Annotated in this window: 17 protein-coding genes and 1 tRNA gene; 7 read left to right on the forward strand and 11 right to left on the reverse strand. The window is 34.8% G+C overall.

What is annotated here, in order from left to right; genetic code table 11:
* Nucleotides 1-267: 267 nt before the first annotated feature.
* The 4 genes from mutL to ACEN2H_RS07240 are packed head-to-tail and all read left to right on the forward strand — an operon-like array spanning nt 268 to nt 4,875.
* Entirely contained in the window at nt 268-2,118 is a 1,851-nt protein-coding gene (mutL, locus tag ACEN2H_RS07225; protein WP_441731649.1) for a DNA mismatch repair endonuclease MutL, read from the forward strand.
* The gene (locus ACEN2H_RS07230) at nt 2,115-2,861 is read left to right on the forward strand and encodes a rhomboid family intramembrane serine protease (RefSeq protein WP_441731650.1); all 747 of its coding nucleotides are present in this window, start codon (nt 2,115-2,117) and stop codon (nt 2,859-2,861) included. The genes mutL and ACEN2H_RS07230 overlap by 4 nt, the downstream gene beginning before the upstream one ends.
* Before the next feature lie 43 nt (nt 2,862-2,904).
* Nucleotides 2,905-3,768, forward strand: a complete 864-nt coding sequence (locus ACEN2H_RS07235) for a rhomboid family intramembrane serine protease (RefSeq protein WP_441731651.1) — start codon at nt 2,905-2,907, stop codon at nt 3,766-3,768.
* A gap of 60 nt (nt 3,769-3,828) precedes the next feature.
* Nucleotides 3,829-4,875 carry an endonuclease/exonuclease/phosphatase family protein gene (locus tag ACEN2H_RS07240; protein ID WP_441731652.1) on the forward strand — a complete coding sequence of 349 codons (1,047 nt, stop codon included), beginning with the start codon at nt 3,829-3,831 and terminating at the stop codon, nt 4,873-4,875.
* Here ACEN2H_RS07240 and ACEN2H_RS07245 read toward each other — a convergent pair.
* The 6 genes from ACEN2H_RS07245 to ACEN2H_RS07270 all read right to left on the reverse strand — a co-directional run bounded on the left by ACEN2H_RS07245 (nt 4,867) and on the right by ACEN2H_RS07270 (nt 10,226).
* Nucleotides 4,867-5,490: a WbqC family protein gene (locus tag ACEN2H_RS07245; protein WP_441731653.1), complete on the reverse strand. Its 624-nt coding sequence runs from the start codon at nt 5,488-5,490 to the stop codon at nt 4,867-4,869. The two genes, ACEN2H_RS07240 and ACEN2H_RS07245, sit on opposite strands and share 9 nt — an antisense overlap.
* A gap of 87 nt (nt 5,491-5,577) precedes the next feature.
* Entirely contained in the window at nt 5,578-7,152 is a 1,575-nt protein-coding gene (lepB, locus tag ACEN2H_RS07250) for a signal peptidase I (protein ID WP_441731654.1), read from the reverse strand.
* Between the two features lie 66 nt (nt 7,153-7,218).
* The gene (gene dapB / locus ACEN2H_RS07255; RefSeq protein ID WP_441731655.1) at nt 7,219-7,947 is read right to left on the reverse strand and encodes a 4-hydroxy-tetrahydrodipicolinate reductase; all 729 of its coding nucleotides are present in this window, start codon (nt 7,945-7,947) and stop codon (nt 7,219-7,221) included.
* 47 nt (nt 7,948-7,994) lie between these two features.
* A complete protein-coding gene (locus ACEN2H_RS07260) occupies nt 7,995-8,555 on the reverse strand; it encodes a DUF5683 domain-containing protein (protein WP_441731656.1) in 561 nt (186 codons plus the stop codon).
* Complete coding sequence (locus ACEN2H_RS07265) at nt 8,555-9,454, reverse strand: ParB/RepB/Spo0J family partition protein (RefSeq protein WP_441731657.1); 900 nt, start codon at nt 9,452-9,454, stop codon at nt 8,555-8,557. The genes ACEN2H_RS07260 and ACEN2H_RS07265 overlap by 1 nt, the downstream gene beginning before the upstream one ends.
* 4 nt (nt 9,455-9,458) lie before the next feature.
* Nucleotides 9,459-10,226 (reverse strand): ParA family protein, encoded by a 768-nt coding sequence (locus tag ACEN2H_RS07270; protein WP_441731658.1) that lies wholly within the window; start codon nt 10,224-10,226, stop codon nt 9,459-9,461.
* Between the two features lie 442 nt (nt 10,227-10,668).
* Between ACEN2H_RS07270 and ACEN2H_RS07275 the strand changes: the two genes are divergently transcribed.
* Nucleotides 10,669-10,743: transfer RNA gene (locus ACEN2H_RS07275), tRNA-Pro, on the forward strand.
* Between the two features lie 134 nt (nt 10,744-10,877).
* Nucleotides 10,878-11,825, forward strand: coding sequence for a thioredoxin-disulfide reductase (trxB, locus tag ACEN2H_RS07280; protein WP_441731659.1), 948 nt, complete (start codon nt 10,878-10,880; stop codon nt 11,823-11,825).
* Nucleotides 11,826-11,931: 106 nt separating this feature from the next.
* Here trxB and ACEN2H_RS07285 read toward each other — a convergent pair whose 3' ends face one another.
* From ACEN2H_RS07285 to ACEN2H_RS07305, 5 genes are all read right to left on the reverse strand, one after another.
* Nucleotides 11,932-12,765 carry a GIN domain-containing protein gene (locus ACEN2H_RS07285; protein ID WP_441731660.1) on the reverse strand — a complete coding sequence of 278 codons (834 nt, stop codon included), beginning with the start codon at nt 12,763-12,765 and terminating at the stop codon, nt 11,932-11,934.
* Nucleotides 12,766-12,853: 88 nt separating this feature from the next.
* Nucleotides 12,854-13,594: a head GIN domain-containing protein gene (locus tag ACEN2H_RS07290; RefSeq protein WP_441731661.1), complete on the reverse strand. Its 741-nt coding sequence runs from the start codon at nt 13,592-13,594 to the stop codon at nt 12,854-12,856.
* Between the two features lie 2 nt (nt 13,595-13,596).
* Nucleotides 13,597-15,324, reverse strand: coding sequence for a PspC domain-containing protein (locus ACEN2H_RS07295; protein ID WP_441731662.1), 1,728 nt, complete (start codon nt 15,322-15,324; stop codon nt 13,597-13,599).
* A 5-nt stretch (nt 15,325-15,329) separates the two neighbouring features.
* On the reverse strand, nt 15,330-15,659 hold the full coding sequence (locus ACEN2H_RS07300) for a PadR family transcriptional regulator (protein ID WP_441731663.1): 330 nt from the start codon (nt 15,657-15,659) through the stop codon (nt 15,330-15,332).
* A 149-nt stretch (nt 15,660-15,808) separates the two neighbouring features.
* Entirely contained in the window at nt 15,809-16,264 is a 456-nt protein-coding gene (locus ACEN2H_RS07305) for a DUF4870 domain-containing protein (protein WP_441731664.1), read from the reverse strand.
* Nucleotides 16,265-16,460: 196 nt separating this feature from the next.
* Here ACEN2H_RS07305 and ACEN2H_RS07310 point away from each other — a divergent pair, with 196 nt between their 5' ends.
* Complete coding sequence (locus ACEN2H_RS07310; RefSeq protein WP_441731665.1) at nt 16,461-16,913, forward strand: DUF4442 domain-containing protein; 453 nt, start codon at nt 16,461-16,463, stop codon at nt 16,911-16,913.
* Nucleotides 16,914-17,178 lie beyond the last annotated feature (265 nt).

The raw sequence follows: 17,178 nt of genomic DNA on the forward strand, positions 1-17,178 counted from the left end.
TACTCCTGTATTATATTTTTATATACAGCTTTGATTACTGTTGTCTACTTTTATTTGAATTGTATAGGTTTACAAAGCGGATGCTTTATTTTTCGATAGAAAATAGCTAATCAACGCATTTCAAAATGGGTAGTTGTTCAGTGTAAATTGAGCCGGTTTCTGTACGTGCTTTTTTATTTTTTTAAATTACATTAATAATAAAACCCAATAGATTTTCATTAAATTTGTGCACTTTTGCTTTTTTAATTTTTTAATATATTTCTTTTAATGTCGAGTATAATTCAACTACTTCCTGATCATGTTGCCAACCAAATTGCTGCTGGAGAAGTGGTTCAAAGACCAGCTTCAGTTGTCAAAGAATTACTTGAAAATGCTGTAGATGCTGGAGCTACTGATATTAAATTGATTATAAAAGATGCCGGAAAAGCCTTAGTTCAGGTCGTAGACAACGGTTTGGGGATGAGCGTTACTGATGCACGTTTGTCTTTTGAACGTCATGCTACATCAAAAATTCGTAAGGCCGAGGATTTATTTTCTTTGCATACCAAAGGTTTTCGCGGGGAAGCATTGGCTTCAATCGCTGCGATTGCTCATGTAGAAATGAAGACCAAGCAAGATCAAGAGGAGTTAGGCACTCAAATTGTCGTTGAAGGAAGCAAGTTCATATCACAAGAGGTAGCCGTTTTGCCAAAAGGAACCTCATTTGCGGTTAAAAACTTGTTTTTCAACATACCTGCTCGTCGAAACTTTTTAAAGTCGGATACGGTTGAATACCGCCATGTAGTGGATGAGTTTCAACGTGTGGCTTTAGCACACTCCAACATTTATTTTACGTTTTATCATAATGGTAGTGAAATGTTTAATTTGCCTGCCTCTAGCTTGAGACAGCGAATTGTCAATATATTTTCTGGTAAAACTAATCAAAAGCTTGTTCCGGTTCAAGAAGAAACCGAGATGGTGACTATTCAGGGTTTTGTTAGTAAACCTGAGTTTGCCAAAAAAAATAGAGGAGAGCAATTTTTCTTTGTCAATGATCGCTATATAAAAAGTGGTTACTTGCATCATGCCGTAATGGCTGCTTATGACGGTATTTTGAAAGATGGCGCACAACCGAGTTATTTTTTATATTTGACTGTGCCGCCAAATACGATCGATATCAATATTCATCCTACTAAAACGGAGGTAAAGTTTGATGATGAGCATGCATTATACGCTATTCTTAGGGCTTCTATTAAGCATAGTTTAGGGCAATTTAATGTTGCGCCGATTTTGGATTTTGATCGGGATTCAAATTTAGATACGCCTTATCACTATAAAGATTTACAAGGAGCTACACCTACGATTCAAGTTGACGGTAGCTTCAACCCTTTTTCAGATGATAAAGTCAATAAACATTATTCCGGTTATAAGAAGCCGGAACCCACTGCAAATTGGGAAAGCTTATATGTTGGATTGAAACAAGATTCAGAATTTAGTATCGTTAATACAGATTTTTCGTTCGAAAGTGAAGAAGTGACCGGTTCTTTATTCAATGATGGAGAAGTCGAGCAAACTGTTCACAGTGCTTATCAAATTCACAAAAAGTATATTGTTTCTTCGATAAAATCAGGAATGGTTATTGTAGATCAGCAAAGGGCACATCAGCGTGTTTTATACGAGCAATTTTTGACCAATATGACTGTTCATCAAGCATCAAGTCAGCAATTATTATTCCCTTTGGACTTGTTCTTTTCCTCAGCTGAGATGGAGCTTATCGAAGACTTGAAACTCTCACTAGTTAATACTGGTTTTGTTTTTGAGGAAACAATGAAGGACCATATTGTTATTTCTGGAATCCCAGTAAATGTCACAGAAAGTGAAGTCTCTTTGGTGTTGGAACAGTTGTTGAGCGATTTGCAGGATGGTATTCCCGAGAGTAGTTTCAGTCAAAATGATACAATAGCAAAATCTATGGCCAAAAGTTTGGCTGTAAAAACAGGAACAGTGTTAACAGTGAAGGAGCAGGAAAACTTGGTAAATGGACTTTTTGCCTGTAAAGAGCCCAATGTTTCCCCCTTTCAAAAACCTACTTTCATCACCATGCGTGTGGAAGATTTAGATAAAAAATTCGCAATATGAGAAACGTAACCGAAACGGTAAAACAATTAATTATAATTAACATCTTGTTTTTTATAGGAACACAAGTTGTGGGAGATGGCGCTTACAAAATGTTAGCTATGTATTTCCCTGAAAATGCAGGTTTTCAGTATTGGCAAACCATCACACATATGTTTATGCACGGAGGGTACATGCACATCTTTTTCAATATGTTTGCTTTATATTCATTTGGCTCCGCTTTGGAAAGCATTTGGGGAAGCAAGAAATTTCTATTCTTTTATATATCTTGTGGTTTAGGTGCCGCATTACTTCATACGGGAATAAACTATTATTATTTCAGTGAAGGAATTAATATACTGGCTGAAAATGGATTTGCCAAAGCAGAGGTTTTGCAACTTTTAAATGAAGGCAAAATTAATACGCAATGGCGGGAGATTATGACGGTTTCTCAGTTTGGAGATTTTACCAGTGCTTTTTTAGGGACAGTAGTAGGAGCTTCGGGGGCCATTTATGGTGTGATAGTTGCGTTTGCTTTTATGTTTCCTAATGCTGAGCTGGCTTTATTGTTCATTCCCGTGCCAATTAAAGCAAAATATTTTGTACCAGGTTTAGTATTAGTAGATTTATATTTAGGAATCTCCGGTCAATCGATTTTTGGTGGCGGCGGTATTGCACATTTTGCACATGTCGGTGGCGCATTATTTGGTTTTTTAATCATGTGGTATTGGAAAAAAAATCAGTTTAATGATAACCGTTGGAATTAAATATAATAAGTAATGTATTTGGAATGAATTCTAAACTCAAAATATGAATATTTTAGACGACTTAAAATCACAGTACAAATTAGGAGGTATCGCTCATAGGCTAATCTATTGGAATATAGGTTGTTTTCTAGTTTCATTGCTGTTTTTTTATCAATCTAGTGTAGGATCGTTTAATTTTCCAACGTGGGTAGCTTTGTCTACCGAACCTTCGAATTTTATAGCAAAACCATGGACGTTCTTAAGCTATTCGTTTTTGCATGACGGTTTTTTTCATCTACTTTTTAATATGGTAATTCTTAATTTTGCCAGTTCGTATTTTTTAACTTTTTTTACGCAAAAGCAGTTACTAGGAGTGTATGTTTTGAGTGCGATTTTTGCAGGTATAGCATTCGTAACAGCTTATTATGTTTTAAATTTGAGTGCATCGATCGTGGGGGCCTCTGCAGCAATTATGGGAATATTGGTCGCGGTCACTACCTACCAGCCTTTAATGAATGTGCGATTATTGCTCATTGGGAATGTAAAGCTATGGCATATTACGGCAGTAGTACTGATACTTGACTTAATGCAGTTTCGTTTAGACAATACTGGAGGGCATATTTCTCATTTAGCGGGAGCTTTATTTGGTTTCGTTTTTATCAAGTTACTGCAAAACGGTACCGACTTAAGTAAAAATGTTTCATGGGTAATTGATTTCTTTTCCAGTTCTTTTAAGAAGCCGGCATCGACACCTTTCAAAAAAGTGCATAAAAATTATGGGAAACCAGTAGAAAATAGAACTTCTAGAATAATTACAAAAGACAAAGCTCAGCAACAGATCGATGAGATTTTGGATAAAATAAGTAAATCGGGCTATGATAGTCTAAATAAAGAAGAAAAAGAATTTTTGTTCAAAGCCGGAAAATAAAAATTGCAATCGATTTTTACGGATATAAGAATTAGTGTTTTTAACTGATTAGAAAGCAATATGAAAAACCTTTCATGGTTCAATAAAGGGATGTTTGGTTTGAACGTTCTTCTAGTAACACTTACTTTTATTGCTTATGTGTTGCCTTTTTTGGCGCCTAAAATATTTCCAATATTATCTGTGCTCACATTGTTTATGCCGCTGTTTTTTTTATTGAATGGTTTGTTCTTTTTGTACTGGGCCATTCAGTTTAAAAAGCGAATGTTTCTATCTGGTCTGGTACTTTTGATGGGTATTACTTTTATCAATAAATTTTATAAATTTTCTTCAAAAGAAATCCCAGAGGATAACAAGGACTTTGTCGTAATGAGCTATAATGTTCGGCTATTTAATTTGTTTAAATGGCTGGATAAAGAGGATGTGCCGGGAATAATTTTAGAATTTATCAATGATAAAAACCCAGATATCTTATGCATTCAGGAATTTTCAGCGTCATCAGACATTGACTTAAAGTTGTATCGTTATAAATACATCTTGATGGAGGGGAATAAAATTAAGACTGGTCAAGCTATTTTCTCTAAATTCCCAATTATTAGTCAAGGAAATATTGTGTTTCCTAGTTCCAACAACAATGTGATTTATGCTGACATTAAAAAAGGAAAGGACATTATTAGAGTGTATAATATGCATTTGCAGTCAATAAAAATTACTCCAGATGTAAATGAGATTTCTGAAAACATTGATGTCATGAATAAGGATAAATCTCAAATTTTACTTAAGAGAATAGCTAAGGCTTTTAAACAACAACAACAGCAGGCAGAGATTTTTAAAGAGCATGAAAAGAAATGTGAATACCCAATTATTATTTGTGGTGATATGAATAACAGCGCGTTTTCTTATGTGTACAGAAATATAAAAGGTACGCTAAAGGATAGTTTTGAAGAGGCTGGGAAGGGGTTTGGACAGACTTATAGGTTCAAGTACTACCCAACAAGAATCGACTATATTTTTGCAGATGAAAAGATGACTGTCAAAAAGTTTGAAAGCTTTTCTAATTTCGATAATTCAGATCATTATCCCATTATGGCAAAATTGTCTTTAGAGTAAAAGTCGTTGGTCTTTTATGTAGTCAACTGTAAATTTACCTTCATTGAATAGTAAATCAAGAATGCTTAAATTGTTGATAAAACCATGTTTGTCATCAAAGACCTGCTTGTATTTTTCAAACGCGGAAGTGTCTTTTTTGCCGTTGGCTAGAAATCTAAAATCTGTAATAAGCTTAGGATTGACCTCTTGTGAATATTCAGTTGAAATGGAGTAGTCTAATTTTATTCGCAAACATTTAGATACAATATCTAAGGTTTCGAAATTGAGATCCAGCAAAAACTTGTGTTTTTTCTCAAAAATAGGACGAATATCGTCTTCAAAGAATTCGAAAAATGGTGAGCTTCTATACGCGGTTTCCAGTGACTTAAAGTGTTGTTTTTGCCAATCAAAGTCTGAATCTATCTGAATTTCCTTCGTCTTCTGATGCGCGGATTTCGAATGCTTAATTGGTATATTCAATAGCTGAATGCCGTTTGGACTATATATATAAGCTCTGTTACGATTGGTCTGTTTCTGAAAATTATCCTCTACTTCAAACGTAATTTTTTCGGCCATAAGCATGGCTGCAAAATGGCTAATGGAAGGAAAGTAGGTGGGTTGTAGTACAATGTCCATATCTGTCTAAAGTTTTTAAAGTCATAAGGTCAAAAGCCGCAAAGACTTTCTAGAGGACTTTGGGGCTTTTGACTTTCAAACTTTTGACTAGTTTTTTTTCGCTCTGCTTTTCTTCCATAAGAACTCACCGACGAAATAGGCTGCAAGGAAAAACAAAAAGTATTTAAAGTAGGACTCTGGTTGTCCTTCGCCGCTCACTGTGGTGAAGACCCTATCCCAACGCACTTTATTTAGGCCTTTCCCGTTAGTATCCCAACTCATCCAGATAAATACAGGCTTACCTACAATATGATTTTCAGGAACGTAACCCCAATAGCGACTATCTTCAGAATTATGACGGTTGTCTCCCATCATCCAGTAGTAATTTTGTTTAAAAGTGTAGTTTTTTACAATCTCACCATTCAATCTAATTTCGTTTCCAGTTACTTTAAGATCGTTTTTGGTTCCATCATCATTCGCTTCATAGTCGGTGATTATCCTTTTATAAAAGGCCAAGGTTTCAGTTGTAAGTGCTACCGTTGCTCCTTTTTTAGGAATGTATATAGGGCCAAAGTTATCTCTGTTCCATTTATTTATGTTCGGGAATATGCCGTCCTCAGGACCTTGTGATATTTCTTGTGTTACTGCTGTAATTCCTGAAACATTTTTTAGCGTCGCTGCTCCAGCCGCTGTCAGTGCTCTAAAAAGTAAAGTGTCTCTTTTATCGTTATTTTTATAGTATACTTGGTCGGTTATATCGAGTTCCTTTAACAAGTATTCAAAATCAATCGGTGTTTTTCCGTCTAGTGCAACTGAGTAGGAAAATTGAGGTTTCGCTCTTTCAGGTAATTGCAATACTTTACCGTCTATATATACAAGTCCGTCTTTGATAGATAAACTATCTCCGGGAACTCCGACGCATCGTTTTACGTAATTTGATTTTTTATCGATGGGTTTTATTACACCAGGGGTACCTTTTGCTTCGAAAAAATAATGCACCGTGTCAACAGGCCAGTTGAAAACTACGATATCCGTACGTTTTATCTCTTCAATGGCCGGCATTCTTAAATAAGGCAATAGAGGCCAGCTAAGATATGATTTGGTTTTAACAAAGGGAATCGAATCATGTACCATTGGCATAGCAATAGTTGTCATTGGAACTCTAGCGCCATAATTGATTTTACTTACGAAAAGGAAATCACCAATCAACAATGATTTTTCTAATGAAGAAGTTGGGATGGTGTAGGGCTGTACAAAATATGTATGAACTAATGTGGCTACTATGATGGCAAAAAGCAAAGAGCTTATTGTACTAGATGCTTTATTTTCTGAATTTAAGCTTCTGTCTGCTTCGTAATTTAATTTTTGCGTATAATTGACATAGTAAATATATAGACCAAATGTTGCTATGGCTAAAAAAGTATCCAAATTTGATTTTTTGCCAAAACTTCTCAAGGTTTCTATCCAGATTACCGGAAACATGATCAGGTTTATGATTGGGATAAATAGCAAAAGCGTCCACCAAGTAGGGCGTTTGATAATTTTCATTAAAACAATCGCATTATAAACGGGTATTGCTGCCTCCCAAGCTTTCTTCCCTGACGCCACATATAATTTCCAAGTTCCTATAAAGTGGATTATTTGGATAAATAAGAAAAATACAAACCATTGATATAGTGTCATAATTTTATTTTTTAGGATTTAGAGTTTAAGGTTTTTCGTTTTTAAATTGACCTTAAACTGGAAATTTTATTTTAAATCTAATACATCTTTCATTGTGAAAACTCCTTGTTTACCAACAATCCATTCTGCTGCAATTACAGCACCAAGTGCAAACCCCTCTCGGCTGTGTGCGGTGTGTTTTATTTCTATAGTGTCAACAGCTGAATCATAGGTTACGGAATGAGTTCCAGGAACGGTTCCAATTCTTTTGGCTTCAATATGGATTTGCTTCGACTGTTCGCTATCGCCTGAATCATTTGCTTTTATACTATCCAATGTCCAATTAGTAAAACTACTGTTTTCTATTATTCCTTTCGCCAATGAAATTGCCGTGCCACTAGGTGCATCAAGTTTTTGAGTGTGATGAATTTCCTCCATACTAACATTATAACTCTCTAACTTAGACATCATTTTAGCGAGGTATTCGTTCAGTTCAAAAAAGATATTAACGCCTAAACTAAAGTTGGAACTGGAGATGAATGCTCCGTTTTTTTCTTTACAGAGAGAGACCATTTCGTCAAAATGGTCTAACCATCCCGTTGTTCCTGAAATTACTGGTACATTAGCATGGAAACAATTAGAAATATTACTCACTGCAGCTGCCGGTATACTAAAGTCAATCGCTACATCCGCATTCGAAAGACCTTCATAAGTGTTATATTCATCTTTTTTCAAAACGATTTGATGACCTCTTTCCTTTGCAATCCTTTCGATTACTTGGCCCATTTTTCCGTATCCTAAAAGCGCGATTTTCATTTCTTTTGTTTTTATTTTCGTTTCAATTCAGCTTTGAGGCTAAGAGATTAGAAGTTGTAATTAAATGTTAGACCCACATTTGTTTTGAACGTTACATCATTGGGGTAAATAACTGGTTTGAGTGATAAATTCTCATCAATATTAAACTGTAATAGTGCAGCGTCAACATTGGCGTCAATGATGTTTAGGGCGTAAAAAGCGACAACAAATAACGCGGATAAATCTCGGTTACGTTGATAGAACTTTTGACCTGCGATTAAACGGGAATTATCAAGATAGGAGTAATCATCATCTGAATAACCTTCTAACCTGCGTTTATAGGCATCTCTATATTGATTGTATTTTTTATTATTATCTAAATAAAAATAGAGACTGGTTCCTATGGCGCCATAAACAAGTGGAATTTTCCAATATTTTTTATTGTAAGCTTGCCCTAAACCAGGCAGGACAGCTGAATAAAAAGCAGCTTTTGCTGGTGTGAGAGGATCAATATCAACTGATTTTAAAGTGTCTTTAGCACCTAGAACGGCATCAGTTTTCGCTTGGGCAAATAAAGATGCGTTTCCTAAAACAAAAAAAAGTAGTCCTATTGAAATAATTTTATTCACTATCCCTTTATTAGTTCAATGATTCTCTTTAAATCTTCTTCTGATTGAAAAGGAATCGTAATTTTTCCTTTGCCATTAGCAGCTACTTTTAGGTCTACTTTGTTTCCGAAATAATTTGAAAACGCTTTTTTGTGTGCTTCATCTATTTCAAAGGAGGACGTTTTTACTTTTGTAGCAGGTTTAGGTTTTAAGCTATCCTGATAGTTTTTGACTAGCGCTTCGGTATCGCGAACGGATAGGTTCTGACTTACTATTTTTTGATAGATATCTGTTTGAATATCTAGATTTTCAATATTGATAATTGCTCGGCCATGGCCCATGGTAATGAAACCGTCACGAATACCAGTTTGAATAATCGGATCTAGCTTTAATAGGCGTAAGTAATTTGCAATTGTTGAACGCTTTTTCCCAACTCGTTCGCTCATTTGTTCTTGGGTCAATTGAATTTCATCAATTAAACGCTGGTACGACAGTGCAATTTCAATAGGATCTAAATCATGGCGTTGAATGTTTTCAACCAAGGCCATAATCAATGATTCATTATCGTTTGCAATACGGATATAGGCAGGAACTGTAGTTAATCCTATTAAGGAAGAAGCACGTAAACGACGTTCACCGGAGATCAACTGGTATTTATTAAAGTCTAATTTTCGTACTGTAATCGGTTGGATTACGCCTAACTCTTTAATAGAAGTAGCTAATTCTCTCAATGATTCTTCATTGAAATTACTTCTTGGTTGGAACGGATTTATTTCAATCGCATCAATTTCAAGCTCAATAATGTTCCCTACAACCTTATCAGCATTTTTATCTGAGACGGATTTAATATCGTTTTCCGGATCTTTTAATAACGCAGATAACCCTCTTCCCAAGGCTTGTTTTTTTATTGCTTTTGCCATAAAACTATTTACTGTTTTTCTTTATAACTTCTTGAGCTAAATGCAGGTAATTAGCAGCTCCTTTACTCGTTGCATCATAGTTTATGATGCTTTCGCCAAAACTTGGAGCTTCGCTCAATTTCACGTTTCGTTGAATAATGGTGTCAAATACCATGTCGTTAAAATGTTTTTGAACCTCTTCGACAACTTGGTTTGATAAGCGCAATCTAGAATCAAACATGGTCAATAACAATCCTTCGATATCTAAATTTGGGTTGTGAATTTTTTGAATACTTTTTATTGTATTTAATAACTTCCCTAAACCTTCTAGCGCAAAATATTCACACTGAATAGGAATTATGACTGAATCTGCTGCGGTCAATGCATTTAAAGTCAGCAGCCCAAGTGATGGTGCGCAATCAATGATGATAAAGTCATACTCGTCTTTAATGCTTTCTAATGCTTTTTTAAGCATATATTCCCTATTTTCTTTATCGACTAATTCGATTTCGATCGCGACAAGGTCAATATGGGATGGAATTATATCTACATTAGGAGCTGAGCATTTTATGATTGCTTCCGCTGGTGTATTGCTATGTTCCAAAATTTGGTAAGTTCCGATTTCAACATTATCCACGTCGATTCCTAAACCTGAACTCGCATTGGCTTGTGGGTCAGCATCTATCAGTAGTACTTTTTTTTCTAAAACTCCTAGGGAAGCAGCTAGATTTACGGACGTAGTAGTCTTTCCAACTCCTCCTTTTTGATTAGCAATCGCAATGATTTTGCCCATTTATGTTATAAATTTTGAACCGTAAAAATACAATTATTTATGGTTTCTAAAAATCTATTTTGTTAACATTTGTTAAAGCTTGATTAGTTGCTAATTGGCGTTTTTATTTTTGTTTTTCAACTGGTAATTTTAGAATACTATTTCAGCTACTCTTTTCAAGATAATGAGGGTTACTGGGTTTCTAGGTGAAGAGAAAAGAAACTGTTGTACTTGAAATAGGAGCAATAAATAGCAAAACTGTGGCAGCTGCGATGCTTTGTTTCTATTATCTGGTAAATGCTGTAAACGGATTATTACTTTAGAAATCAAGATTGTTTTCTTGAAGTCAGGCTTTTAATCCAATAATATGATTTTGTTTGTTGTTGTTGGTCAATTAAATTTTTTCTTATTTCCCAAATAGTTTTGGAGAAGCAAATAATAATTATATATTTGCAGCCGATTACGGGGTGTAGCGTAGCTCGGTTATCGCGCCTGCTTTGGGAGCAGGAGGTCGCAGGTTCGAATCCTGCCACCCCGACTGAAAATCCTTTCTGTTTCGACAGAAAGGATTTTTTTTGTTATTAGGAGATAGCTAAAAGTGATAAATCAAGTTATAAATTTCAGTAATTAAAACGTACTTTTGTTCTTTTAAAATTATAATAAAATCTTATTATGTCTGATACAATCGAGAAAATTAAATGCCTTATTATAGGTTCTGGACCAGCAGGTTATACTGCAGCAATTTATGCAGCTAGGGCAAACATGAAACCTGTGCTATATCAAGGAATGCAGCCTGGCGGTCAATTGACTACAACCAATGAAGTGGAAAATTGGCCTGGTAATCCTGAAGGGATAACTGGCCCAGAAATGATGGTTGGCTTACAAGCTCAAGCACAACGTTTCGGTACAGATGTTCGTGATGGTTGGGCTACTAAGGTTGATTTTTCTGGTGACGTGCACAAAGTTTGGATTAACGACACTAAAGAATTGCATTGTGAAACAGTGATTATTTCAACAGGGGCAACAGCTAAATACTTGGGTTTACCTTCAGAACAACATTATTTGAAGATGGGTGGAGGAGTTTCTGCTTGTGCCGTTTGTGATGGGTTTTTCTACAGAAACCAAGAAGTAGTAATCGTGGGTGCTGGAGATTCAGCTTGCGAGGAAGCACATTATCTATCTAAGCTTTGTAAAAAAGTAACGATGTTAGTGAGAAGCGATAAATTCCGAGCTTCGAAAATCATGGAAGAACGCGTACGTAAAACGGAGAATATAACTATCTTGATGAACCATGATACTATTGAAGTTCTAGGCGATGAGCAAGTGGTTACTGGTGTAAGAGCGCTGAATAAAAATACGGATGAAACATTTGATATTGAAGCAACAGGTTTCTTCGTTGCAATTGGTCATAAACCCAATACAGATATTTTTAAAGACTTTCTTTCATTGGACGACACTGGGTATATTATAAATGTAGCAGGAACATCAAAAACTGATGTGGAAGGTGTTTTCGTTGGTGGTGACGCCGCTGATCATGTGTATCGTCAGGCAATTACTGCTGCTGGTACAGGCTGTATGGCAGCTCTGGATGCTGAGAGATATTTATCTGCTAAAGAATAGTTAGAACTGTATATTTTACTATAAAAAAAGTCCCGATTTGTAAAAAGCGGGACTTTTGTTTTTAAGTAGTTTTGTAATATTTTTATTTAGTAAATAGTAATTACTTCTATTTTACTTTTTTAAGTATTTGAGCCTCGTCCACAAATCTTTTCACTTCTATTTTTGGTTCCCCAAAAAGTTCTATTTCTGAGTTGCCTGAAGCGTCAATAGTAATGCTAGTTTCTGCGTTAACGGAACAGCTTGAATAGCCTTCAGCAGTTAAATCAATATTTTCTACCGTTAATTTATTTGCTGTCAAATTTGAATTGCTATCGATTCTGAAAGCAGCATTGGTTGCGCTACCTTCGATTTTTGCAGTCGCTTTTTGATATAAGTCACAAGCCAAGTTCTGAGTTACTATTAATGACTTTAAGGATGCGTCCTTACTTAATTCGATTTTTGAATTTTCTGATTTTAAATTGAGTTCTACTTTGGACTCATCATCAGACTGTAAAACGAAGTCTTTTGAATTGACATTTAAAAACAACTGAGAATTATCAAATGATCTAAAAGTAATGCTGTCTACTAATACTTCTTGAATTGCATTTACAGTTGCGTCATTTCTTGCAGTTACTAAATTTAGATCTTTTGAATAGGTGAGCTTTACTATTAGTTTTCGGTATCTTATAGCTTCTTTAGTAGTAGAAAGACGTAATGTGTTATCCTGTAAATCAATTGTAATGATGTCATGAAGATTATCGTCAGCTTCCATTTTCAGTGCTGCCGTCTCTCCTCTCTCCATATAGACTTCAATATTATCGTCTACTTCAAGGCTATAAAAATTACCTATTTCTTTTTCTTCAATTGTAACAGTTTTCGAACCTTTTATTTTTTCTTTTGTCTGTGCAAATGATATTATGCTTGATAAAAGGAGCAGGACTATGGCAATGTATTTTTTCATTCTTTGTGTAAATTATGTTTTTTACAAATATAAAAAAACCATCCACTTTTGATCAATGATTTTAGTCTTAATTTCTCGAGTATAAAGGTTAGTCTCTATTAATACTGCCGCCAGAACTGGATTGTTTTTCTATTGAATGCGGTGTGTTATTATATTCAATAGAACTACCGCTGGAAGCTTTGGCTTTTAAACTTACGATAGGGTGAACGTCTATTGACGATCCGCTCGATGATTTTGCAGTCACTTCATTTGCTAATAATTCATTTGCATTGATATTACTTCCACTTGAGGCAGTAGCCTCTACGCTTAGAGCCATGCCGTCCATCGAAATTGTACTGCCGCTGCTAGACTTGCTGGTTATATTATCTGCCTTTATTTTTACATTGATATTCGCAGCACTGGAAGCTCTAAGGCTAATGTTTTCTCCCTTCAAAGTGTTTAAGCTCGTAATTGATGATGCACTAGAAGCACGGAGCGCTTCTATAATAGGCATTCTAACAGTAACTTTTTTCGACTCCACATCAGTAAAGGAATTGTAATCGCAAGCAATAATAAGGACTCCATTCTCTACTTTTGTAGTAATGTGATTTTGCAAGTTATCATCAGCTTCGATAATAACTTCTTTTTTGTCAGCTTGTTCGATAACTAGATCAATAGCATTGCTAACTTCAATACTTTTAAAGTTTTCTGATATAATTCGGTTTTGGGTCGTAACATGACCGCTACCTTTTATTGATTTCGAATTGACTGTATAGTTGCAGGACGCAAACAATAATGCAGTTAACAAAACCAATATAAACTTTGTGATAATTGTTATGATTTTTAGCATGACTAATTAGTTTTAATGATGATGCCGTCTTTATTTATTTTCAGCTCTTTGATATTATTTTGGTTGTTTATTATAGTGTCTTTGGTAATCGATATACCATTTTTATTTATAGTTACTGATGTATTGTCATCTTCGTCGTAGTCGACATCGTCATAATCGTTTTCATCCGTTGGACAGTCCAGACATTTTACTTTGTTCTCCATTACTTTATATAGATATTTGTCAGAACTGTAATGTAAATTAAAAAACTCATCACTAGACCTATCATAGTTTTGTACACTTGAATCTGCTTTAAATAAAGTTCCTTGAGGTAGATACAAAGTAACTTCAATTTCTTGATCTCTAAATTTGTTTTTTAGGTCAGACAAAAGGTAATTGTCTAGAATTAATTGATTACCAACTATCTGATAGCCGTACCTAATTTGTGCTGCTCTTTGTTTTGCTTCAGAGAGTGTCTTTCCTTTAGCCTCTTTTTCAATTTGAATGTATGGGAGTTTCTCGTCGGTTTTTTTAATTTCAAAACGCACTTCATTTGAATAAATAACATCAGTATTCGCTGAATCTTGTGTTATTCTGAAATTATTTCTGTCGTCTACATTTTTGGTATAATAGTCATTATGTACAAACTTAATATGCAAAGTGTCTGTAGTTGTTTGTAGTGCAATATTCTCTTTTTGAACAACTCTCCCATCAATAGCAAAGGCTGACGCTTGTTTTATTCCTATTGAGATTGCTAATGCAACAGCTATTATCCAAAGTGCAAGTAAGGTGTATTTAGCAATGTTCCCTATAGACTTCATATTTGGACTCAATAGTTTGAATCCCAAAATGCTTAGAAAGAAGAAAGGAATGCCTACTGCAAAAAACATTAATAAGCCAAAAGTCCAAATTGGATAGTCAGTAAAGTTTCCTGCTTCTACAAAATCTTGCCAAGGGAAATCAATAAAAGTAGATGAACCCAATGTGAAAACTCCAATAAGCAAAAAGATTAAGGTAGTTAGTCCAGTTATGATTAATAGGATACCCAGAAATTTAGCAAACACCTTAAAAACTGAAAGGATAAAATCCCCCAATGAACTTCCTATTTTTCCTGCTCCAGATTTTATTTGATTGCCGTATTTGTCGTAGTCGGCATTCTTTATTTTATCAGAAACATTTTCAAATTCCTCTCGAACTTTTTTTTCGATGTTCGAAATGTTTACTGGTTCTCCTGTCATTTCTAGTTTTTCGGATGTTGTTATAGCTTCAGGCATAACGATCCATAGAATTATATATGCTAAGACTCCTGTTCCAGCGCCCCAAACTAATAGAATTAGTATTACTCTAATCCAAACAGCATCAATCCCAAAATAATGTCCAAGACCTGCTGCAACACCACCTATCATTCCTTTTTCTTTATCACGATAAAGTTTTTTCGATTTTCTGCTCGTGTTATCGTTAAAAGATTGATTTTGTTGGTTGTCTTCTTCAATGATATAGTCTTCTGGTTGTCCCATGATAGCAATGACTTCATCGACATCTTTTAAACCCACAACATGTTTGTCGGTTTTTTGTTTCTCGTTTAGTAGTTCTGAAACACGCATTTCGATATCTTTAATGATTTCATCTTGTCCAGAAGAATTGGATAGAGAACGTTTTATAGCGTCAAAATAACGAGTTAATTTTTGGTATGCATCTTCATCTATATGAAAGAACATGCCGCCTAGGTTGATATTTACAGTTTTGTTCATGACTCTTAGTTTTGGTTTGTTATTAGGTTTACGGCGTCTGAGAGTTCAGTCCAGGTGCCATTTAGTTCAGTTAAAAATGTTTTTCCTATCTCAGTGAGGCCATAGTATTTTCTTGGCGGTCCTGAGGTTGATTCTTCCCAACGGTAGCTAAGCAAGCCGTCATTTTTTAATCTGGTCAGTAGCGGGTAGATAGTGCCCTCAACCACTAATAATTTTGCGTTTTTCAAGGTTTCTAATATTTCCGATGTGTATGCGTCTTTTTCTTTTAATACGGATAGGATGCAAAATTCGAGAACACCTTTACGCATCTGTGCTTTTGTGTTTTCAATATTCATAATTTCATTTTTGTTAGTTGATTAAACTGTTCATTTTGTGATTGATGATTGATGGTTATTTTTTTAGGAGCTGTTCCTGCTGTCCGCTATATCTTTTCCTTTCTAAAAATGTCAGGAAAAGGATGCCGCTTCCATCAGAGCTAGGGCAGTTACTTTATAAATGGAATAGTAATAGGATATTTAAATCGTTCTCCGTTAGATGTTTTTATTGCTGCATATATGATTAAGAAAAATTCGGATACTTTTAATACTCCAAAAATCAGTACTGCCATTATTCCTATTGTCAATAAGCCCATGTTATTGTCAAAATTAAAGTTATTGATAACGAAGTTGTCATCATTGATTATCGCATCAAAAGGGACATTACTAAAAATGGTGATGATGAAAATTGGAATCGCTATTGCAATAAGTACTAAAGAATACAACAGCAAACTCAGTTGAAAATTAAGTACTTGTTTTCCATTGTGATCTACAAACTCTGACTTGTCTTTTTTTGCAGTCCAAATTAGTATTGGAAAGATATAATTTCCAAAGGGGAAAAAATATTGGGTTAAAGAACTTAAGTGTGTAAAAGTAGCTGCATTTTTTTCGGTGATTGTATCCATTTTTTTTGGTTTTGATTGATGATTGAAAAACCGTAACTAATTTCGATTAGCTTACCTAGTAATTTCTTATACAAATATATAGTTAAAAGACAGTATCTTGTATCGCATAGTAGTATAAGTTAACATAATTTTAACAAATGTATTTTATATGTACGCATAGTATTTTTTTTGTACATTAGCAAAAAAACCAGCAATAATGAATGTTACAGCGTCTAAACTTAATAAATTCCTATTTTTCAAATTACCCGCTGCATTTTTATGTGGTGTTAGGGTAAAGCAGATAGGGGAGAATAAATGTGTAGTGTCAGTAAAGCACAGTTGGATTAACAAGAACCCGTTCAACTCTATGTATTTTGCTGTTCAGGCAATGGCTGCTGAATTGTCAACAGGTGCTTTGGTCATAAATGAGATCCAAAAAAGCGGTAAAAAAATCTCGATGTTAGTGGCTAATAACAAAGGAAATTTTACGAAAAAGGCAACAGGAATAATAACATTCGTTTGTCAAGATGGACAGCTCATAGAAAAAGCGATTCAAGAAACGATTGCAACAGGAGAGGGACAAACGTTCTGGATGAAGTCTATTGGAAGTGATGAAAAAGGAGATCAGGTTTCCGAAATGGATTTTGAATGGAGTGTAAGAGTTAAATAAAGAAACGTGGAAAATAACTTCTATTTTAAGTTTAAACTAGAATTCAAAAAGAAATGCCGCTAAATTTAGCGGCATTTCTTTTATAAAAGTAGACTATTCTTATTTACCTCAGCATTCCTTTGTTTCTGTTAGGACTATTATTCCCGAGCTTTTTTTTGGTGAAAGATTAAGTATCAAATACAAAGAAGTATCCTTTCGCCATTTCTTACATTAGTGTCGCTTATCAAGGTATACATGATAGCTTCGGCTGGCTATCAAACTAATT

The sequence above is a fragment of the Flavobacterium sp. W22_SRS_FP1 genome, assembly GCF_052113685.1.
In the GTDB taxonomy this organism is placed as follows: domain Bacteria; phylum Bacteroidota; class Bacteroidia; order Flavobacteriales; family Flavobacteriaceae; genus Flavobacterium.